This is a genomic window from Pseudoxanthomonas putridarboris (assembly GCF_038321125.1).
Classification (GTDB): domain Bacteria; phylum Pseudomonadota; class Gammaproteobacteria; order Xanthomonadales; family Xanthomonadaceae; genus Pseudoxanthomonas_A; species Pseudoxanthomonas_A putridarboris.
The window spans coordinates 832,942-853,523 of the sequence record NZ_JBBWWT010000001.1 but is presented as its reverse complement, the minus strand read 5'-3'; the positions used below and the strand labels follow the sequence as shown (position 1 = coordinate 853,523).

At 67.0% G+C, this 20,582-nt stretch carries 19 protein-coding genes; 14 read left to right on the top strand and 5 right to left on the bottom strand.

Going from position 1 to position 20,582, the window contains the following annotated elements:
* Positions 1 to 19: 19 nt before the first annotated feature.
* Both AAD027_RS03730 and AAD027_RS03725 read left to right on the top strand, forming a co-directional pair.
* Positions 20 to 766 carry an ABC transporter ATP-binding protein gene (locus AAD027_RS03730; RefSeq protein WP_341724655.1) on the top strand — a complete coding sequence of 249 codons (747 nt, stop codon included), beginning with the start codon at positions 20 to 22 and terminating at the stop codon, positions 764 to 766.
* Positions 763 to 1,944 (top strand): ABC transporter permease, encoded by a 1,182-nt coding sequence (locus AAD027_RS03725; protein ID WP_341724654.1) that lies wholly within the window; start codon positions 763 to 765, stop codon positions 1,942 to 1,944. The genes AAD027_RS03730 and AAD027_RS03725 overlap by 4 nt, the downstream gene beginning before the upstream one ends.
* A gap of 182 nt (positions 1,945 to 2,126) precedes the next feature.
* On the opposite strand, the gene AAD027_RS03720 is transcribed toward AAD027_RS03725, so the two are convergent.
* From AAD027_RS03720 to rpmH, 5 genes are all read right to left on the bottom strand, one after another.
* A complete protein-coding gene (locus AAD027_RS03720; RefSeq protein ID WP_341724653.1) occupies positions 2,127 to 3,140 on the bottom strand; it encodes an energy transducer TonB in 1,014 nt (337 codons plus the stop codon).
* Between the two features lie 319 nt (positions 3,141 to 3,459).
* Positions 3,460 to 4,800, bottom strand: a complete 1,341-nt coding sequence (mnmE, locus tag AAD027_RS03715) for a tRNA uridine-5-carboxymethylaminomethyl(34) synthesis GTPase MnmE (protein WP_341724652.1) — start codon at positions 4,798 to 4,800, stop codon at positions 3,460 to 3,462.
* A gap of 88 nt (positions 4,801 to 4,888) precedes the next feature.
* Positions 4,889 to 6,610, bottom strand: a complete 1,722-nt coding sequence (yidC, locus tag AAD027_RS03710; RefSeq protein WP_341724651.1) for a membrane protein insertase YidC — start codon at positions 6,608 to 6,610, stop codon at positions 4,889 to 4,891.
* 13 nt (positions 6,611 to 6,623) lie between these two features.
* Positions 6,624 to 7,064: a ribonuclease P protein component gene (rnpA, locus tag AAD027_RS03705; protein WP_341724650.1), complete on the bottom strand. Its 441-nt coding sequence runs from the start codon at positions 7,062 to 7,064 to the stop codon at positions 6,624 to 6,626.
* A gap of 88 nt (positions 7,065 to 7,152) precedes the next feature.
* A complete protein-coding gene (rpmH, locus tag AAD027_RS03700; protein ID WP_097123437.1) occupies positions 7,153 to 7,293 on the bottom strand; it encodes a 50S ribosomal protein L34 in 141 nt (46 codons plus the stop codon).
* Between the two features lie 272 nt (positions 7,294 to 7,565).
* On the opposite strand from rpmH, the gene dnaA reads away from it, so the two are divergent.
* From dnaA to AAD027_RS03640, 12 genes are all read left to right on the top strand, one after another.
* Complete coding sequence (dnaA, locus tag AAD027_RS03695; RefSeq protein ID WP_341724649.1) at positions 7,566 to 8,894, top strand: chromosomal replication initiator protein DnaA; 1,329 nt, start codon at positions 7,566 to 7,568, stop codon at positions 8,892 to 8,894.
* Positions 8,895 to 9,393: 499 nt separating this feature from the next.
* Positions 9,394 to 10,494 carry a DNA polymerase III subunit beta gene (dnaN, locus tag AAD027_RS03690; RefSeq protein WP_341724648.1) on the top strand — a complete coding sequence of 367 codons (1,101 nt, stop codon included), beginning with the start codon at positions 9,394 to 9,396 and terminating at the stop codon, positions 10,492 to 10,494.
* Between the two features lie 221 nt (positions 10,495 to 10,715).
* Positions 10,716 to 11,801: a DNA replication/repair protein RecF gene (gene recF, locus AAD027_RS03685; RefSeq protein ID WP_341724746.1), complete on the top strand. Its 1,086-nt coding sequence runs from the start codon at positions 10,716 to 10,718 to the stop codon at positions 11,799 to 11,801.
* 128 nt (positions 11,802 to 11,929) lie between these two features.
* Positions 11,930 to 14,371, top strand: a complete 2,442-nt coding sequence (gene gyrB, locus AAD027_RS03680) for a DNA topoisomerase (ATP-hydrolyzing) subunit B (RefSeq protein WP_341724647.1) — start codon at positions 11,930 to 11,932, stop codon at positions 14,369 to 14,371.
* A 10-nt stretch (positions 14,372 to 14,381) separates the two neighbouring features.
* Positions 14,382 to 15,230, top strand: coding sequence for a CPBP family intramembrane glutamic endopeptidase (locus AAD027_RS03675; RefSeq protein WP_341724646.1), 849 nt, complete (start codon positions 14,382 to 14,384; stop codon positions 15,228 to 15,230).
* A 77-nt stretch (positions 15,231 to 15,307) separates the two neighbouring features.
* A complete protein-coding gene (locus AAD027_RS03670) occupies positions 15,308 to 16,114 on the top strand; it encodes a M48 family metallopeptidase (protein WP_341724645.1) in 807 nt (268 codons plus the stop codon).
* 133 nt (positions 16,115 to 16,247) lie between these two features.
* Complete coding sequence (locus AAD027_RS03665) at positions 16,248 to 17,441, top strand: tetratricopeptide repeat protein (RefSeq protein WP_341724644.1); 1,194 nt, start codon at positions 16,248 to 16,250, stop codon at positions 17,439 to 17,441.
* 160 nt (positions 17,442 to 17,601) lie between these two features.
* Positions 17,602 to 18,276 carry an energy transducer TonB gene (locus tag AAD027_RS03660; protein ID WP_341724643.1) on the top strand — a complete coding sequence of 225 codons (675 nt, stop codon included), beginning with the start codon at positions 17,602 to 17,604 and terminating at the stop codon, positions 18,274 to 18,276.
* Between the two features lie 79 nt (positions 18,277 to 18,355).
* On the top strand, positions 18,356 to 19,111 hold the full coding sequence (exbB, locus tag AAD027_RS03655; RefSeq protein ID WP_341724642.1) for a TonB-system energizer ExbB: 756 nt from the start codon (positions 18,356 to 18,358) through the stop codon (positions 19,109 to 19,111).
* 46 nt (positions 19,112 to 19,157) lie between these two features.
* Positions 19,158 to 19,583: an ExbD/TolR family protein gene (locus AAD027_RS03650; RefSeq protein WP_341724641.1), complete on the top strand. Its 426-nt coding sequence runs from the start codon at positions 19,158 to 19,160 to the stop codon at positions 19,581 to 19,583.
* Between the two features lie 3 nt (positions 19,584 to 19,586).
* Entirely contained in the window at positions 19,587 to 19,997 is a 411-nt protein-coding gene (locus AAD027_RS03645) for an ExbD/TolR family protein (RefSeq protein ID WP_341724640.1), read from the top strand.
* Between the two features lie 165 nt (positions 19,998 to 20,162).
* The gene (locus AAD027_RS03640) at positions 20,163 to 20,564 is read left to right on the top strand and encodes an ExbD/TolR family protein (protein WP_341724639.1); all 402 of its coding nucleotides are present in this window, start codon (positions 20,163 to 20,165) and stop codon (positions 20,562 to 20,564) included.
* The last annotated feature ends 18 nt before the right edge of the window (positions 20,565 to 20,582 follow it).

Genomic DNA, 20,582 nt, shown 5'->3' with positions numbered 1-20,582 from the left:
CCTACGAGACATCATCGCCATGATCATCGCCAACGACTTGCACAAGTCATTCAAGACCAAGACCGGCACGGTCACCGCCGTGGACGGCGTCAGCTTCACCGCCCACGATGGCCAGATCACCGGCCTGCTGGGCCCCAACGGCGCCGGCAAGACCACCACCATGCGCATGCTGTACACGCTGATGACGCCCGACCGCGGGCAGGTCACGGTGGACGGCATCGATGCCGCGCGCGACCCGGTCGCGGTGCGGCGAGCATTGGGCGTACTGCCCGACGCGCGCGGCGTCTACAAGCGCCTGACCGCGCGCGAGAACATCGCCTACTTCGGAGAGCTGCACGGGCTTTCCTCGGCCAGGATCGCCGAGCGAACCCGGGCGCTGTCGGACGCGCTGGACATGGACGACATCCTGGACCGGCAGACCGAGGGCTTCAGCCAGGGCCAGCGCACCAAGACCGCGATCGCCCGCGCGCTGGTGCACGATCCGCGCAACGTGATCCTGGACGAACCCACCAACGGCCTGGACGTGATGACCACGCGCGCGATGCGCGGCTTCCTGCGCCAGCTGCGCGAGGAAGGCCGCTGCGTGATCTTCTCCAGCCACATCATGCAGGAGGTCGCCGCGCTGTGCGACCGCATCGTCATCATCGCCAAGGGCACGGTGGTCGCCGCCGGCACCGCCGACGAACTGCGCGCGCAGGCGGGCGAGGACAACCTGGAGGACGCCTTCGTCAAGGTGATCGGCTCGGAGGAGGGCCTGCTGGCATGAGCATTTTCTCGACCGTTTTCACCGTGATGCGCAAGGAATTGCGCGACCTGTCGCGCGACCGCCGCACGCTCGCGCTGGCCCTGTTCCTCGGCCCGTTGCTGTATCCCGCGCTGATGTTGGGCATGGGTTACCTGACCGAGAACCGCATCCGCACCCAGGTGGACAAGACGCTGGAAGTGCCGGTGATGGGCGCCGAACACGCGCCCAACCTGGTCAAGTTCCTGGCCACCAACGGCATCAACGCCGCCAAGCCGCCGGCCAACCTGGATGCGGCGATCCGCTCGCAGGAGATCGACGTCGCATTGCGCATCAGCCCCGACTACGCCAAGGACTGGCGCAGCGGCCGCCCGGCGCTGGTGGAGATCATCCGCGACAGCACCCGCCGCGACGCCGACATCCCGACGCAACGCCTGCAGGCCGCATTGAACGGCTACAGCCAGCAGGTCGGCGCGTTGCGCCTGTACGCGCGCGGCGTTGATGCATCCGTGGCGCGCCCGGTGAACATCGGCCTGCAGGACCTGGCCACGCCGGAGGCCAAGCAGGGCGTGCTGCTGTCGGTGCTGATGCCCTACCTGCTGATCCTGACCTCGTTCATCGGCGGCGCCTACCTGATCCTGGATGCGACGGCTGGCGAGCGCGAACGGCAGTCGCTGGAACCGCTGCTGGCCACGCCGGCGCCGCGCGGCGCCGTGGTCAGCGGCAAGATCGCGGCGGCCTGCTTGATCGGACTGGGCACGCTGCTGCTGACCTTGCTGGCGTTCAAGTTCAGCGCGCAGTTCTCCGGCGGCATCGGCCGGCAGTTGAACGTGTCGTTCGCCGCAATGGGCAAGATGCTGCTGATCCTGGTGCCCATGCTGTTCGTCGGCACCTCGCTGCTGACCTACCTGGCCGCGTCGGCCAAGAGCATGAAGGAGGCGCAGAGCCACATGACCTGGCTGATGCTGTTGCCGATGATCCCCACCTTCGCGCTGATGGCCAATCCGTTGAAGAGCCAGCCATGGCAGTTCGCCGTGCCCTTCCTGGCACAGAACCAGATGCTGCTGAAGGTGATCCGCAACGAGTTCATCGGACCGCAGACATGGGCCATCTATCTGGTGGCGGGCTTCGGCGTGGCCGCGCTGCTGTGGTTCGCCGCGGTGCGCCGCTACCACCAGGAGAAGCTGGCCGTGGCGGGATGACGGCGAAGGCCTAGGTGGCGACTTCCAGAGGAAACAGGTAGCCGGATTCCGGCGTAGTGTTGCCCCTCTCCCCGCCAATGGGAAGAGGGATGCCGCCGCGCCAATCCACACCAAGTCCCGGATGCTGCAGAAAAAAAGCGGACCTCCCGGTCCACTTTTTCCTTGCCCACGACGGCAGGCCGTCAGCCGGGACTGAAGCCGATGGTGCGGCGGGTCGTGACCGGCGAGTCCACCGGCTCGAACTTCCAGCGGCGCACGGCGTTCAGCGCTTCGCGGTCGAACACGCGGGCCGGAGTGGCGCGCACGACGCGGGCGTTGGTGACGGAACCGTCGGTGCCCACGGTGATTTCCACCAGCACTTCGCCGCTGGTGCCCGAACGCAGGGCTTCCGGCGGATAACGCGGCGCCGGCGTGCTGACCGCGCGCAGTGTCTGTGCCGCCGGCGCAGCGGCCGGCGCGGCGGCGCGGGTGGCGGCGGCGGCACGTTCGGCGGCTTCACGCTGGGCCGCGGCCTGGCGTTCGGCCTCCAGGCGCGCGGCCTCGACGCGGGCGGCTTCCTGCTGTTGCGCCAACTGCTGCGCGGCCGCGGCTTCGGCGGCCCTCTGCTGTTCGGCCAGCTGCGCCAGGCGCTGCTGTTCCCTCAACCGGGCTTCCTCGTCGGCCTTGCTCTTGGTCTCGTTGGCGATCGCGCGCTGGGCGACGGCCTGCTGCGAGGCGGCGATGCTCTGCTTCAAGCGCGGCAATGCGGGGGCGTTGGGATCGACCTTCTCGATAATGGCCGACAGCCGCTGCGCCTCGGCGAATTCCTCGCGCGCGATGCTCTGCTCGGCGGCGATCAGCGTGTACGGCAACAGGTCGGTCAACGCGCTGGTCACGCCCGGATCGTTGGGCAGCTTGTCGCGCAAGGCCAGGTAGTACTCCATCGCATTGTCGCCGCCGGGAGCGTAGATGCGGTTCTCGCGCAGCGCCTGGGTGGCCGCCTCGCGCAGCGCGTCGGTGTCCATCGCCTGCACCTGCGCGGACACGGCCGGCGGCGGCGGGGCGGGTTCGGCGACCGCAGGCGCGGGCGCGGCCGGAGTGCCTGCCGCTGCGGCGGGATCGGCAGCTTCTTCCTTCTTCGAGCAGGCCGCCACGGCGACGATCAGCAACAGCGGCGCCACGAGGCGCGTGCGCCGGAAAATGCGGACTAAAGACATCGGTTCAACTCCCCCAAAGCTTGCGAATGACGACGACATTCCCCAATGCGCGTAGAACGCGTCATCCGGGCGCTTTTGTCAACCTTGGCGACGGCTTCCGGCCGGGAATCGCGAAGCGATCCGGCCGCGGCGTGCATCGCGGATTGGCACGAGCGTTCCTCACTGGTCGCCAATCCACGGCGTGGATCGCCGCGATATTGGCCGGGTACCCCTACCCGGCACTCAGGTTACGCTCGGCCACGCCCGGTATCTCTTGATGGGCGTCACAGTTTTGCGCGGCGCGGCGGCGCTGCCGTTTCCGCACGACGCATGCGCGGCGCTACTTCCCGATGCAGAACGTAGAGAAGATGTGGCCCAGCATGTCGTCGGCGGACAGGCGGCCGGTGATCTCGCCCAGCGCGTCGTGCGAGAGGCGAAGTTCCTCGGCGGCGAGTTCCAGGTGTTCATGCTCCAGTTGCGCCGCCGCGGCCCCGGCGTGCTGCGCGGCCCGCTGCAACGCCTCCACGTGGCGGGCGCGCGCTGAGAATTCGCCTTCGCTGCCTTCGCCTCCCTGATCGCCGGCCAAGGCGCGCAGCCGCGCATGCAGGTTGTCCAGGCCCAGCGCACGCGCGGCCGAAACGTAGACCGTCGCGGCATCGTCCGCGGGCACTTCCGGCAGCAGGTCCACCTTGTTGTGGATCCACAGCACCCGGGACACGTGGGGAATGTCGCCGGCCACGGCCGCACGGCCGGCCCGCGGGTCGCGGGCATCGACGACGACCAGCGCCACGTCGGCGCGCTCCAGTTCCGCGCGCGCGCGGCGCATGCCTTCGCGCTCGATGGCGTCGCCGCCTTCGCGCAATCCAGCGGTGTCGACAAGATGCAGTTCCAGCCCATCCAGGCGGATGGTTTCGCGCAGGGTGTCGCGGGTGGTGCCGGCCACATCGGTGACGATGGCGCGGTCGCTGCCGGCCAGTGCGTTGAGCAGCGAACTCTTGCCCGCGTTGGGCGGACCGATGATGACCGCATGCAGGCCGTCGCGCAGCTTGCGGCCGCGTTCGGCTTCGACGATGAGCCGCGCGAGTCGCGCCCGTGCTTCGGCCAGCTTCGTTCGCACTTCGCGACCGCCCAGCGTGTCGAGCGATTCGTCGGCGAAGTCGATGGCGGCCTCGACGTGGACGCGCAACGCGAGCAGTTGCGTGCCGATGGCCTCCACCCGCTGCGAGAACACGCCATCCAGCGAACGCCGGGCCGCGCGGGCGGCGCGCGTATCCGCCGCCGCGATCAGGTCGGCGATGGCCTCGGCCTGCGCCAGGTCGAGCTTGCCGTTGAGGAAGGCGCGTTCGGAGAACTCCCCCGGTCGCGCATGCCGCGCGCCCAGCGCGCAGGCGCGTGCGACCAGTTGCTGCAGCACCACCGGGCTGCCGTGCGCCTGCAGTTCCACCACGTCCTCGCCGGTGAAGCTGTGCGGCGCCGGGAAGGCCAGCGCGATGCCGTCGTCGATGACCACGCCGTCCGCATCGTGGAAACGCACGTGGTGCGCGTGGCGCGGCGTCAACGCACGCGCGCAGATCGAGCGCGTGATCGACAGCGCCGCCGGACCGGACAGCCGCACGATGCCCACGCCACCGGCTCCGGGCGCAGTGGCGATCGCGGCGATGGTGTCCTGGCGTGCGGTCATGGCATTGAGGCGTGGCAAGCGGCCTTAGCGTAGCGGAAACGCAAAGCCCGCCATCCGGCGGGCTTTGCGGCATCGATCACGGCAGCAATTACTTCGCCGGACTGGTCTTCGGCGTGGCCGGTTCGCCGTGGCGCTTGGTCATCCACCACTGCTGCAACAGGCCCAGCGCGCCGTTGGTGACCCAGTACAGCACCAGGCCCGACGGGAAGAACGCCATCATCACGCCGAACACCAGCGGCATGAACTGCATCATCTTCTGCTGCATCGGGTCCATGCCCGGGGCCGGCGTCATCTTCTGCGTCAGCCACATCACCAGCATGTTGAGCACGGGCAGGATGAAGTACGGGTCGCGCGCGGTCAGGTCCTGGATCCACGCGAACCACGGCGCCTGGCGCAGCTCCACCGATTCCACCAGCACCCAGTACAGCGACAGGAACACCGGCATCTGCACCAGGATGGGCAGGCAGCCGCCCATCGGGTTGATCTTCTCCTTCTTGTACAGCTCCATCATGGCGACCTGGAACTTCTGCTTGTCGTCGCCGTAGCGTTCCTTCAGCTGCTGGATGCGCGGCTGGAACTTGCGCATCTTGGCGAAGCTCTTGTACTGCGCCGCCGACAGCGGATACAGCGCCAGCTTGACCAGGATCACCAGGCCGATGATGGACCAGCCCCAGTTGCCGATGAAGCCGTGCAGGAAGTTGAGCACCCAGAACAGTCCCTGGCCCAGGATCGCCAGGATCGAGAACTGGCTGTAGTCCACCGCGCGGTCCAGGCCGGGCACGTTGGCGGCCTTGATCTTGTCCACGAGCTTGGGGCCGACCCACAGCCGCGCGCTGGTCGTGGCCTGCTGGCCGGGCGCGACGTTGACGCCCGGGCCCATCTCGCGGATCAGCGCGCGCTTGCCGTTTTCGGGGGCATCCAGCGAGATCGTGGTGGTGTCGGCCGCCTGCGGGATCCAGGCGCTGAAGAAGTGGTGCTGCAGGATCGCGACCCAGCCGCCGGTCACTTCCTGGTTGACGCGACCGTCCTCCAGGTAGTCCTCGTTGAACTTGCGGCGCTGGTAGCCGCCGTCCCACCAGGTGGCGCCGCTGAAGCTGAAGGATTCCGGATTGGTCATGCCGCTCTTGACCTGCGGCGGAGTGCGCAGCAGCTGGCGATAGACCACGCCCTGCCATGGCGCGCTGCCGGTGTTGGCCACCTGATCGCTGACCTCGATCTCGTAGCTGGCGCGCTTCAGGGTGTAGGTGCGGCGGATGGTGACGCCGTCCGGGCCATGCCATACGAACGGCACCGACACGCTGTCGTCGCCCTGGGCCAGCGATACCTCGCCGGCAATCCCTTCCGCGACGAAGGCGTGGTGGTCAGGCGCCTTCGACTGGCTGCTGACCCAGCCGCTTTCGGCCACGTAGAAATGCTGCGGATCCTCGCTGAGCAGGCGGACCGGACCGCTGCCGGGGGTCTTGCTCTGCGGGTAGTGCAGCAGGTCGGCCTGCAGCACGCTGCCGCCGTCCAGCACCAACCGCAGCACGTCGGTGGTGATGGTCACCCGCGAGCCGGAAGCCGGACGGGACGAAGGCGGCGCGACCAGGGCCGGTTCCGCCGTCGGCGCGGCCGGAACCGTGCCGCTGGCGGGCGGCGCGGCATCCAGGCCTGCTGCGCTGGGTACGGTGCTGCCCGCCGCAGACGCGGCGACGGGCTGTGCGGAAGCGGCCGGCGCGACAGGCGCGGCCTTCTCCTTGCCCCACTCCATCCACAACAGGGTGGCCACCATCAGCCAGGCGAAGATCAGGAATACACGGGTCTGGTTCATCAGGCAGGCGGTCTCAACCGGCGTCGGGTTCCGGTTTGGGGAAAGAAGGAGGAATGGGTGGAAGCGCCGGGGAATTCAAGGCCGGCGGCATTGTGCCGCCCGCCGCCGCCGTCGGCAATGCGCCGGCGCGCGCCAGCACGCGTTCGAACGTGGCACGCAGCTGCGATGCGGATGCCTTGGCGGCCGGCGCGCGCGCCACCACCACGTAGTCGCCGCCCGGCAGATCCGCGCGCAGGCGGCGGAAATGCTCGCGCAACTGGCGCTTGATCCGGTTGCGCACCACGGCGCGGGTATCGACCTTGCGCGATACCGCCAGGCCCAGGCGCGCCGGGCCATCGCCCGCCAGCCAGTGCAGGCTCAGCAGCGGATCGGAGGTTCGGCGGGCCTGGTCGAACACGCGCGCATAGTCGGCGCGTGCCCGTACCCGCGCGGCGCGCGGGAAACCGGTGCTCATCTCAGCAAGAAGCCCGCACGTGGACGTGCGGGCTCCTGGTGATGCAGGGAACGCATTGATGCTTTGGCCGCGAAGCGCGGCAAAGCCATCAGGCGGTCAGGCGCTTGCGGCCCTTGGCACGGCGACGCGACAGGATCTTGCGGCCGTCGGCGGTCTTCATGCGGGCACGGAAACCGTGGTCGCGCTTGCGCTTCAGATTGCTGGGTTGGTAAGTGCGCTTGGTGGCCATGGGGCCCTCGGGCGTGTTGGCGGGTGGAAAGAACCGGAAATTCTATAGGAACCGGCAGGTTACGGTCAACTGCCGCGCCACTTGCCGGCGCACGCCCCGGAAGGACGCGGCGGAACGGCCGCCGTTCGTCCATTCATCCACATCTTATGCACAGGATCGTTGGCGGGTCCCGGCGGCGGTGGTAGGCTGGCCGACCCCATTGATCCGGCCCGCGATGTCACCGACATCGCGCGGCGGCCTGTTCGACCCCCATACGCGAGTTGCTTCACCTGATGGATGCCTGGCCCCGTTGCCTCGAACGCCTGGAAGCCGAACTGCCGGCCGAGGATGTACACACTTGGCTGAAGCCCCTGCAGGCCGAACAGCGCAGCAACGCCGTGGTGCTGTACGCGCCGAACGCCTTCATCGTGGAGCAGGTGCGCGAGCGCTACCTGGGACGCATCCGCGAACTGCTGGACTACTTCGCCGGCCACAATGACGTCTCGCTGGAGATCGGCTCGCGCAGCAAGCCGGTGGATGGTACGGCGGCGCCGGCCGCGGCATCCGCCGTCGGCACGTCCGCCTACGCGGAACCGTTCGCCGGCAACCTCGATACGCACTACACCTTCGACAACTTCGTCGAGGGCCGCAGCAACCAGCTCGGCCGCGCCGCCGCCTGGCAGGCCGCGCAGAAGCCCGGCGACCGCGCCCACAACCCGCTGCTGCTGTACGGCGGCACCGGGCTGGGCAAGACCCACCTGATGTTCGCCGCCGGCAACGAGATGCGCCGGCAGAACCCGAACGCGCGCGTGCTGTACCTGCGCAGCGAGCAGTTCTTCAGCGCGATGACCAAGGCGTTGATCGAGAAGTCGATGGACCAGTTCAAGCGCCGCTTCCAGCAGGTGGACGCGCTGCTGATCGACGACATCCAGTTCTTCGCCGGCAAGGACCGCACGCAGGAGGAGTTCTTCCACACCTTCAACGCGCTGTTCGACGGCCGCCAGCAGATCATCCTGACCTGCGACCGCTATCCGCGCGAAGTGGAAGGCCTGGAACCGCGCCTGAAATCGCGCCTGGCCTGGGGCCTGAGCGTGGCGATCGACCCGCCGGACTTCGAGACGCGCGCGGCCATCGTGCTGGCCAAGGCTCACGAGCGCGGCGCGCAGATCCCGGACGACGTGGCCTTCCTGTTGGCAAAGAAGATGCGCAGCAACGTGCGCGACCTGGAAGGCGCGCTCAACACGCTGGCCGCGCGCGCCAACTTCACCGGCCGCGCCATCACCACCGAATTCGCGCAGGAAACGCTGCGCGACCTGCTGCGCGCGCAGCAACAGGCCATCAGCATCCCCAATATCCAGAAGACCGTGGCAGACTACTACGGTCTGCAAGTCAAGGACCTGCTGTCCAAGCGGCGCACGCGCTCGTTGGCGCGCCCGCGGCAGGTGGCGATGGCCTTGGCCAAGGAACTGACCGAACACAGCCTGCCGGAAATCGGCGACGCGTTCGCCGGCCGTGACCACACGACCGTGCTGCACGCTTGCCGACAGATCCGCACCCTGATGGAAGCGGACGGCAAGCTGCGCGAGGACTGGGACAAGCTGATCCGGAAACTCAGCGAATAAGCGCTGGCCACGCCTACGGTCCGCGTGGATTCAAGAGTGTCCGGGCCGGTGCTTCACGTTATCCGAGCTGTGAAGTGTGCTGTTCTTCGTGGGCCCTGGCAGGTCCGGCGGAACGGACGCGATGCAACGCCGCACGCCTGTATGGCGGCGCCTGCCCCGCGCACCGCTGGCCGATCTCCGGGTCCGGGTCGCCGTCCCTTGCAAGCGATCGCCGCACGCTGTGGCGATACTGTAGGCAAGGCCTACGGCGCGGACAACGCACAACTTCGTGGACAAGCAGGCCTACCTTCTGTGGATAAGATGTGCGCGAAATCGGGCCGGAAAGTTGTCCACAGGTTCCACCACAGCTACGCGGCACCCTGTCCACCGGGTTCGGCGGCTTTAAAACCGATACAATTCATATAGTTAGGTAGGTTTTCCCGGATTTCCGGCCCTACCATCACCACCAGCTTTTAAGCTTTTAGTCTTCAAAATCCAAAGCGAAGGGGCCCCAACACTCATGCGTTTCAGTCTGCAGCGCGAAGCTTTCCTCAAGCCCTTGGCCCAGGTGGTCAACGTGGTCGAACGCCGGCAGACACTGCCGGTACTGGCGAATTTCCTGGTCCAGGTGCAGAACGGGCAGCTTTCGCTGACCGGTACCGACCTGGAAGTGGAAATGATCGCGCGCAGCGCGGTCGACGATGCACAGGACGGGGAAACCACCATCCCGGCCCGCAAGCTGTTCGAGATCGTCCGGGCGTTGCCCGATGGCAGCAAGGTCACCGTCAGCCAGACCGGCGACAAGGTCACCGTGCAGGCCGGCCGCAGCCGCTTCACCTTGGCCACGTTGCCGGCCAACGATTTCCCTTCGGTGGACGAGGTCGAAGCCACCGAGCGGATCGAGGTGCCGGAAGCGACGCTGAAGGAACTGATCGAACGCACGGCGTTCGCGATGGCGCAGCAGGACGTGCGCTATTACCTCAACGGCCTGTTGTTCGACCTGGCCGACCGCACGCTGCGCTGTGTGGCCACCGACGGCCACCGTCTGGCCCTGTGTGAAGCGCAGCTGGAAGGAGCAGCAGCGTCCAAACGCCAGATCATCGTGCCGCGCAAGGGCGTGACCGAACTGCAGCGCTTGCTGGAAGGCGGCGACCGTTCGCTGGAACTGGAAGTCGGCCGCAGCCATATCCGGGTGAAGCGGGACGATGTGACTTTCACTTCGAAGCTGATCGATGGCCGCTTCCCCGACTATGCCGCAGTGATCCCGATCGGCGCCGACCGCGAGGTACTGCTGGACCGCGAGGTGCTGCGTGCCGCGCTGCAGCGTGCCGCGATCCTGTCCAACGAGAAATACCGCGGCGTGCGCGTGGAAGTCTCGCCCGGCCAGTTGAAGATCAGCGCGCACAACCCGGAACAGGAAGAGGCGCAGGAAGAGATCGAGGCCGACACCAAGGTCGATGGTCTGGCGATCGGCTTCAACGTGAACTACCTGCTGGATGCCCTGTCCGCCCTGCGCGAGGAGAACATCATCATCCAGCTGCGCGATGCCAATTCGTCGGCCCTGGTCCGCGAGGCCAGCAGCGAGAAGTCCCGTCACGTAGTGATGCCGCTGCGCCTCTGACGACGGTTGGTTTCACGTGGAACACGACCTTCGCCCGGCCTGTGCCGGGCGAAGTCGTTTTTGGCCGGCGTTTCTTCCTATGGAAACGGCGCCACCCGAAGGATTCCCCCACTGAAATCCGGATACCCATAAAATCGCGCCATGCCTTGCGCTTCCCCCACTCCCCCGCGCCCTTCTCCCCGGGCATGCATACCTCTCTCCCATAATCCGGATTGCGTCTTGTGCAGGTAACCCGGCTGAGCGTGGCGGGCCTGCGGCGATTCCAGCAGGTGTCCATGGCGCCCGGCCCGGGATTGAACCTGATCACGGGCGACAACGGGGCGGGCAAGACCAGCCTGCTGGAGGCGCTGCACCTGATGGCCTACGGCCGCAGTTTCCGGGGCCGCGTCCGTGACGGGCTGGTGCGGACCGGTTCCGAAGCCGTGGAGGTGTTCGTCGAATGGCAGGAAGGCGATGTTCCCCGCCTGCGGAAGGCCGGGCTGCGGCACTCCGGGCAGGCATGGACGGGACGCCTGGACGGCGAGACGGTCGGCCAGTTGGGCGATCTGTGCGCCGCGCTGGCGGTGGTCAGCTTCGAGCCGGGCAGCCATGCCCTCGTCACCGGAGGCGGCGAACCCCGCCGGCGCTTCGTCGATTGGGGTTTGTTCCACGTGGAACAGGATTTCCTATCGTTGTGGCGCCGCTATGCGCGGGCGCTGAAGCAGCGCAATGCCCTGCTGAAATCTGGAACGGGCGGCAGCCAGCTTGACGCGTGGGACCATGAGCTGGCCGAAGCCGGGGAACCGCTGACCCAACGCCGCCTGCAGTACCTGGAGCAGCTGCAGACCGATCTGCAGCAGGTCGCCGGGGAACTGGTGCCGTCGTTAGGCCGGGCCAGCCTGGAATTCCAGCCGGGATGGCGCCGCCATGAGTTTTCGCTGGCCGATGCTCTGCTGCTGGCCCGCGATCGCGACCGCGCCGCCGGCTACACCTCGGTCGGCCCGCATCGCGCCGACTGGCGGGTGGACTATGCGGCGACACCGGCGCGGGAAACCCTCTCGCGCGGCCAGGCCAAGCTGACGGCGCTCTCGTGTCTGCTGGCGCAGGCGCAGGACTATGCCCGACGCCGCGGCGAATGGCCGGTGATCGCCCTGGACGACCTGGCCTCGGAGCTGGATCGCCGCCATCAGCAGCGGGTGCTGGATCGCCTGCTGGCCAGCGGTGCCCAGGTATTCGTCACCGGCACCGAACCGCCTGCCGGTCTTGCCGGCATCGACGCGCCATTGATGCTGTTCCACGTGGAACAAGGCGAGATCCGCTCTACCTGAACCCGCTGCCCCGGGCCCGGGGCGCCGACAGGGCGGATGCTATAATTCCTCTCCGAACCCAATAGCGAATGCGCGGCGCCCGCCAGCCTGGCAGCGCCGTCCGGGGCTATGCAGCCGACCAGAAGCGAATGACCGACGAAACGATTCCTGTACCACCGAACGGCAACTACGACTCCAGCAAGATCACCGTCCTGCGCGGCCTGGAAGCGGTCCGCAAGCGTCCGGGCATGTACATCGGCGATGTCCACGACGGCACCGGCCTGCACCACATGGTGTTCGAGGTCGTCGACAACTCCATCGACGAAGCCCTCGCCGGCCACGCCGACGACGTGGTGGTGAAGATCCACGAGGACGGTTCGGTTTCGGTCTCGGACAACGGCCGCGGCATCCCGGTCGACATCCACAAGGAAGAAGGCGTTTCCGCGGCCGAGGTCATCCTCACCGTGCTGCACGCCGGCGGCAAGTTCGACGACAACAGCTACAAGGTTTCCGGCGGCCTGCATGGCGTGGGCGTGTCGGTGGTCAATGCGCTGTCCGAGCACCTGTGGCTCGATATCTGGCGCGATGGCCATCACTACCAGCAGGAATATTCGCTGGGCGAGCCGCTCTACTCGCTCAAGCAGCTGGAAGCCTCCGAGAAGCGCGGCACCACATTGCGCTTCAAGCCGGCGGTGGAAATCTTCAGCGACGTGGAATTCCACTACGACATCCTGGCGCGCCGCCTGCGCGAACTGTCGTTCCTCAATTCCGGCGTCAAGATCACCCTGATCGACGAGCGCGGCGAAGGCCGCCAGGACGTCTTCGAGTACGAAGGCGGCATCCGCAGCTTCGTCGAGCACCTGGCGCAGCTGAAGACCCCGCTGCATCCCAACGTCATTTCGGTGACCGGCGAAGCCAGCGGCATCGTGGTGGACGTGGCGCTGCAATGGACCGACGCCTACCAGGAAACGATGTTCTGCTTCACCAACAACATCCCGCAGAAGGACGGCGGCACCCATCTGATCGGGTTCCGCGCCGCGCTGACGCGCACGCTGACCAACTACATCGAACAGAACGGCATCGCCAGGCAGGCCAAGGTGAACCTGTCCGGCGACGACATGCGCGAAGGCATGATCGCGGTGCTGTCGGTGAAGGTGCCGGATCCCAGCTTTTCCTCGCAGACCAAGGAAAAGCTGGTCAGTTCCGAGGTCAGGCCGGCCGTTGAGAGCACGTTCGGTGCACGTTTGGAGGAGTTCCTGCAAGAACACCCCAACGAAGCCCGCGCCATCGCCAGCAAGATCGTCGATGCCGCCCGCGCCCGCGAGGCCGCGCGCAAGGCCCGCGACCTGACCCGCCGCAAGGGCGCGCTGGACATCGCCGGCCTGCCGGGCAAGCTGGCCGACTGCCAGGAGAAGGACCCGGCGCTGTCGGAACTGTTCATCGTCGAGGGCGACTCGGCCGGCGGTTCCGCCAAGCAGGGCCGCAACCGCAAGAACCAGGCGGTGCTGCCGCTGCGCGGCAAGATCCTCAACGTGGAACGCGCGCGCTTCGACCGCATGCTCGCTTCGGCCGAAGTCGGCACGCTGATCACCGCGCTGGGCACCGGCATCGGCAAGGACGAATACAACCCGGACAAGCTGCGCTACCACCGCATCATCATCATGACCGACGCCGACGTGGACGGCTCGCACATCCGCACGCTGCTGCTGACGTTCTTCTACCGGCAGATGCCGGAGTTGATCGAGCGCGGCCACATCTACATCGGCCTGCCGCCGCTGTACAAGTTGAAGCAGGGCAAGCAGGAGCTGTACCTGAAGGACGATGCGGCGCTCAACGTGTACCTGGCCAACAATGCCGTGGAAGGCGCGTCGCTGATTCCCGCCGAAGGCGAACCGCCGATCACCGGCGAGGCGCTGGAGAAGCTGCTGCTGGTCTTCACCACCGCGCGCGACACCATCGCGCGCAACGCGCATCGCTACGATCCCATCCTGCTGGAATCGCTGATCGACTTCACGCCGCTGGACGCCGCGCATCTGCAGAGCAACATCGACGAGCGCCACGAGCTGGACGCGCTGGAAGCCAAGCTCAACCGCGGCAGCCTGGGCAGTGCGCGCTATTCGCTGACCCTGCAGGCCGCCAACGAGCAGCGCCCGGCCGCATTGCTGGCCACGCGCAAGCACATGGGCGAAGAGCTGGTGCAGGTGCTTTCGCTGTCGGCGTTCGAGAGCGGCGAACTGCGCCCGTTGCGCGAAGCCGCCGCATTGCTGCACGGGCTGGTGCGCGATGGCGCGCAGGTTGTCCGCGGCAACAAGGCGCAGGCCGTCGCCAGCTTCGCCGACGCGCAGGCGTGGTTGCTGGAGGAAGCCAAGAAGGGCCGCAGCATCCAGCGCTTCAAGGGCCTGGGCGAAATGAATCCCGAGCAGCTGTGGGATACCACGGTGAATCCCGATACGCGCCGCCTGCTGCAGGTGCGGATCGAGGACGCGGTGGCCGCCGACCAGATCTTCAGCACGCTGATGGGCGACGTGGTGGAACCGCGCCGCGAGTTCATCGAGGACAACGCGCTGAAGGTTTCCAACCTGGACGTGTGATCGTGCGCGGATGAGCGAACCCGCATCGTCATCGGTGCCGTCCGCGCCACGCGCGGACGGCATGCGCATCGTCGTCCCTCCGCCTCTGCCCTTGCGCGGCCCGTTGCTGGCGTTCGGGCTGGATGCGTTGCTCGCGCTGGTCATGATGTTCGCGCTGATGATGGCGTGCTACTTCGGTTGGGCACTGTGGCGCGGCGTGCGACTGGCGATGCAGCACGATGGCGCACTGGCCCCCGATGCGCTGGCCGCGCAACTCGGCGCCCCGGGCGCGCTGGTGCTGATCGTGATGACGCTGATCAGCATGGGCTGCACTTCGTTGCTGCTCTACGTCTGGCGTCGTCGCGCCACCCCCGCGGAACGCGCGCACTCCTTCGCCGCCGCCCGTCGCTTCCGCACCTGGGCCTGGGTGCTGGCCGCGGGCGTGGCCACCTTCCTGCTCAGCTCGTTGCTGACCTGGTGCGGACGTCGGCTGGGCCTGGAGCCCAACCCCAGCAACCTGGCCCTGATCGAAGCCGGTTTCGCGCAGTATCCGGTGTTCCTGTCGCTGTTCGTGGTGGTGCTGGCGCCGCTGTACGAGGAAGTGCTGTTCCGGCGCGTGCTGTTCGGCCGCCTGTGGGCGGCGGGCTGGCCGGTGCTGGGCGTGGCGCTGAGCAGCGCGGTATTCGCGCTGATGCATGAAATACCGGGACTGACCGGCAATCCGCCGCTGACCACGGTGTTCCTGCTGGCGGTCTATGTCGCGATGGGGGCCGTCTTCGCCGTGGTCTACCGGCATACCGGCACCCTGTGGGCGCCGATCGGCGCCCACATGCTGAACAATGCGCTAGCGCTGGGGATGTTGCAGGCGTCCGGCGGCTGAAACGCAAATGTGATTGACGAAAGTTTAAGACTGCATTGCCCACACTGGCCGTGTACGAATCGCCTCAGGGGGCAGGCATGAAACCCATGATTCTCGCGGTCGCCGTGGCCTTCGGCCTCACCGCGTGCGCAACGACCACCTCGCCCACCGGCCGCACGCAGATGGTCGGCGCGGTGTCGCAGGAACAACTGAACCAACTGGGCGCGCAGGCCTTTGCCGAGACCAAGGCCAAGGAAACCCTCAATCGCGACGCGCGGCAGAACGCCTACGTCACCTGCGTGGTCAACGCACTGGTCCGCCAGCTGCCGCCCGAGCAGCGCAACGTGGCATGGGAAACCGCGGTGTTTTCGGACAACGAGCCCAACGCCTTCGCATTGCCCGGCGGCAAGGTCGGGGTGAACACCGGCATCTTCACCGTCGCGAAGAACCAGGACCAGCTGGCCGCCGTGCTCGGCCACGAGATCGGCCATGTGATCGCGCGCCACCACGAGGAGCGCATCACCCGGCAGATGGGCGCGCAGAAGGGCCTGGGCCTGCTCGGCGCATTGGCGGGCGCCCGCTACGGCGACGGCGCGGCGAGCACGGTCAACCAGCTCGGCGGCATGACCGCCCAGGCGGCTTTCCTGCTGCCGGGCTCGCGCACCCAGGAAAGCGAGGCGGACGTGGTCGGGCAGCGGTTGATGGCGCAGGCCGGCTTCGACCCGCGCCAGGCGGTGGACCTGTGGCAGAACATGATGGCCGCCAGCGGCGCGCGGTCCCCGCAATGGCTGTCCACCCACCCGGATCCGGCCAACCGCATCCGCGAACTGCAACGCGACGCCCCCTCCCTCGTCCCCACCTACGAGGCGGCCAGGAAGGCCGGAAACACCCCCAAGTGCGGCTGACACACGGCCCGGTATGGTTGCCGCGCAACATCCGGACCTGTATCCGCCGCCCGCCCGTTTCTGTTAGTTTTGCCGGCCCCGCATGCAGGCGGGGTAGACCGTCATCCCCCCGGATGGCCCGACGAGGTTAGACATGAAGCTTCTGACGCAGAAAAAGACCGTTCTCAGCCTGATGCTGCTGGCCGCCTTCGGCGGCGGCATCGTCGCCGAAGCCGTGGCGCAGAGCGCGCGCTCGGCCGACCGCAGTTCGCGCAGCAACAAGAGTGCCAAGGCCGAAGTGCGCTATCCCGACGCCACCCGCGAGGAGCCCAAGGCCAAGGCTTCCAGCAAGATGCAGAACAAGCTGAGCAAGCTGTTCAAGGCCTACGAGAAGGATGACAACGACGCCGAGACGCTGGCGCTCGCCAGGGAACTGCTGGCCGAAGCCGACGCGAACGAATACGACAAGGGCATGGCCGCCCAGTTGGGCGCGCAGGCGGCCTACAACCTGGACGACACGGCCACGGCCAAGCAGTTGCTGCAACAGGTGGTCGATCTCAACAGCCTGGACAACAACGCGCATTACCAGGCGTTGCTGATGCTGGCCCAGCTGCAGTTGCAGGACGACGAGTTCGAGCCTGGCATGGCCAACCTGGACCGTTACCTGGCCGAAACCAAGTCGGCCAGGCCCGAAGACCTTATCCAGAAGGGCCAGGCCCTCTACCAGATGGAGAAGTACGCCGAGGCCATTCCGGTCCTGAACCAGGCCATCGCCGCCACTACCGAACCCAAGGACGCCTGGTACGGCCTGTTGCTGGCCTCGTACGCCGGCGCCGACCAGCCGGGCGAGGCGGTCAGGATCGCCGAGCAGCTGGCGGCCAAGAATCCGGACGACAAGAAGACCCTGTTGAACCTGGTGGCCACGTACCAGCAGGCCGACCAGTTCGACAAGGCCGCCGCCACGCTGGAGAAGATACGCGCCGCCGGCCAGATGACCGATGAAAAAGAGTATCGTCAGCTTTACGTGACCTACGCCAACATGGACGGCAGGGAGAAGGATGTGATCTCCGTGGTCAACGAGGGCCTGCAGAAGGGCATCCTGAAGCCCGACTACCAGACCCAGCTGGCGCTGGCGCAGGCGTACTACTACTCGGACCAGGTCGGCCCGGCCATCGAGGCCTGGCAGAAGGCGGCCCCGCTGGCGCCCACCGGCGACACCTATCTCAACCTGGCCCGCGTGCTGTGGCAGGAGGACCGCATTCCGGAGGCGAAGGTGGCCGCCAAGGCGGCGCTGGACAAGGGCCTGAAGAAACCGGAAGACGCGAGGAAGATCATCGCGCTGCCGTGATCGGATTCATGACACCGTAGGCCAGAAATCGCAATCGGTGATGGTACTGCGGCGTCGGATTGGTATAAGCTGGGGGTTCCGCCGACAGAAAGCCTGTCGGCGGGATCCAATTCAAACGTGGTGCCCTGGCACCCGTATCCAACCTTGAGTTAATTGGCGCATGGCTGAACAACTGGTCATCAACAGGTACCGGGACGAAGAAGAGGACAACAGCCTCAACTGGCCCCGTATCATCGGTATTGCCTTCGTGATCGCGTTGCACGCAGCCGCCCTGCTTGCGCTGCTGATCCCGGCGGTCGCCCCGCCGGCGGAAAAGGAGCAGGAGCGTCGCACCTCGGTCGTCATCGTCGACGCGCCGCCGCCGCCTCCCCCGCCGCCGCCGCCGCCGCCGAAGCAGGACACCCCGCCGCCGCCGGTCAAGAACCTGGCGCCGCCGAAGACCACGCCGCTGCCGCCGCCGCCGGAAGCCCCGCCGGTCGACATCGCCGAGCCACGTCCGACCGACATCGTCACCCCGCCGTCGCCGCCGGCCCCGCCGGCGCCCACGCCGGACATCGGCGCCAGCGTCGACATCTCGTCGAAGAACATGAACCCGCCCCGCTACCCGCCGGCCGCCGCCCGCGCCGGCATCGAAGGCACGGTCATCCTGATCATCGACGTCGATGCCAACGGCAACGTGACCAACGTGTCGGTGGAAAAATCCAGCCGCAACCGCGATCTCGATCGCGCGGCCATGGATGCCGCCCGCAAGTGGCGCTTCAACCCATCCATCGTCAATGGCCAGAAGGCCGCGGGCCGTGTCCGCGTGCCGGTGGACTTCAACATGGGTGGCTGACGCCGGCACCCGGTATCCCAACCGCTTCACACCGTAACCCGCAACACCCTCAATCAACACACATATAAAGGTAAGCGTCATGCTGCAGGAAACCCTTTTCGCCGCCGCAGCCGGGGGCAACAACGCCGCGAATGCCCTGTCGCAGATGGGCTTCGAGCACATGATCAGCGAGATGACCAGCAAGCCGGGCGAGTTCGTCGTCTCCTGGGTCGTGCTGCTCACCCTGGTGGTCATGTCGGCCATGTCCTGGTACTGGACGGTCATCAACGTGCTGAAGAGCACCCGCCTGAAGAGCCAGGCCGATCGCGTCACCAGCACGTTCTGGGAAACCCCGAATGCGCAGGACGCCATCCGCCTGATGGAAGAACAGCCGAAGAACGAGCCGTTCTCCAAGATCGCCCTCGACGCCGCGCTTGCCGCCGCCCACCACCAGCGCCAGGAAGGCTCCAGCCTCGCCGAATCGCTGAGCCGTTCGGAGTTCGTGGACCGCGCGCTGCGCCAGGCCGTGACCCGCGAGAGCTCCAACCTGCAGACCGGCATGACCCTGCTGGCCACCGTGGGCGCGACCGCTCCGTTCGTCGGCCTGCTGGGTACGGTGTGGGGCATCTACGGCGCCCTGATCCGCATCGGCGCCACCGGCCAGGCCTCCATCGACGCCGTCGCCGGCCCGGTGGGCGAAGCGCTGATCATGACCGCCATCGGTCTGTTCGTCGCTATCCCGGCGGTGTTCGCCTACAACTTCTTCAGCAAGATCAACAGCTCGACGATCGCCAAGTTCGACACGTTCGCTCACGATCTGCACGACTTCTTCGCCACCGGCTCGCGCGTCCGCTGAGCCGGCGGCAGCAGCAGTCAACGCAACGTTTTAAACGGAGCCTGTTATGGCGTTCAGTAGTGGTAATAGCGGCGGCCCGATGGCCGAAATCAACGTCACGCCCCTCGTGGACGTGATGCTGGTGCTGCTGATCATCTTCATCATCACCGCGCCGCTGATGTCGCACAAGGTGAAGATCGAGCTGCCCGAGGCGAACCTGGTCCAGGACAAGGATCAGGAAGCGCCGAAGACCCCGCCGATCACCATCTCGGTGAGGGAAGACGGTTCCCTGTACTGGGGCGACGAGCCCGTCAGCAAGGAAATCCTGGAATCGCGCCTGTCCAGCGCGGCGCAGTTGCAGCCGCAGCCCAAGCTGAATCTGCGCGGCGACCGCACCACCAAGATGGGCACCATCGCCGAAGTCACCAAGATCGCGCAGAGCCAGGGCATGCTGGACATCGGCTACGTGGCGACGAAAGAGAAGGGGCAGTAAGCCATGGCATTCAGTAGCAGTGGAAGCAAGGGCCCCATGGCCGACATCAACGTCACGCCCCTCGTGGACGTGATGCTGGTGCTGCTGATCATCTTCATCGTGACCGCGCCGATCATGACCTACCCGATCGAAGTGGCGCTGCCGCAGCGGGTGATCAACCCGCCGCCGCAGCTGCGCGAACCGCCGCCGCCGATCGACCTGCGCATCGACGCGGCCGGTTCCGTGTACTGGAACAACAGCCCGGTCAACGTGAACGATCTGCAGCGGCGGATGGAAGACGAAGTCCAGCGCGATCCGACCAACCAGCCGGAGCTGCGCATCGAAGCCAATTCGGAAGCGCAGTACGAGGTGATGGCCAAGGTGCTGGCCGCCGCCAAGAACGCGCAGATGCTGAAGATCGGTTTCGTGCAGTAAACCCGACGCTTGCGCAACAAATTGAAACGCCGCCTGCAAGGGCGGCGTTTTTCTTTGCGCGGCGCCTGGTGCGCGGCCGGCCCGTTGCCCGCAGGGCGGGACTTGCGGTGCCGCGGGAGCAGGCGTAGCGTCGGCCGGGACGGTCCCCAACAGAAGGAGTTCGCAATGGCTTTCTCCGACCCCGCACCCCGCGCCGCCCTGGCCGAAATCAACATCACCCCGCTGGTCGACGTCATGCTGGTGCTGCTGGTGATCTTCATGGTCACCGCGCCGCTGCTGTCGCGACCGATCAACCTGATCCTGCCGCAGCCGCGGCCCATCGACCAACGGCGCGTGGATCCGCCGCCGCAATTGCTGCTGCAGGTGGATGTCGACGGCGGCTACCGGCTGGACGATCGCCCGATGACGCTGGGCCAGCTGCGCACGCAGCTGGAAGAAGCGCATGTGTCCGACCCGAAGACGGTATTGCAGGTGCAGTCGGCGTCCGGCGCGGAGTACCAGCAGATGGTCACCGCCCTGGCCGTGGCGGAGGCCAGTGGTTTCGACCAGATCAGCCTGAGGCAATAACCGGCCGTCGCGTGGCCG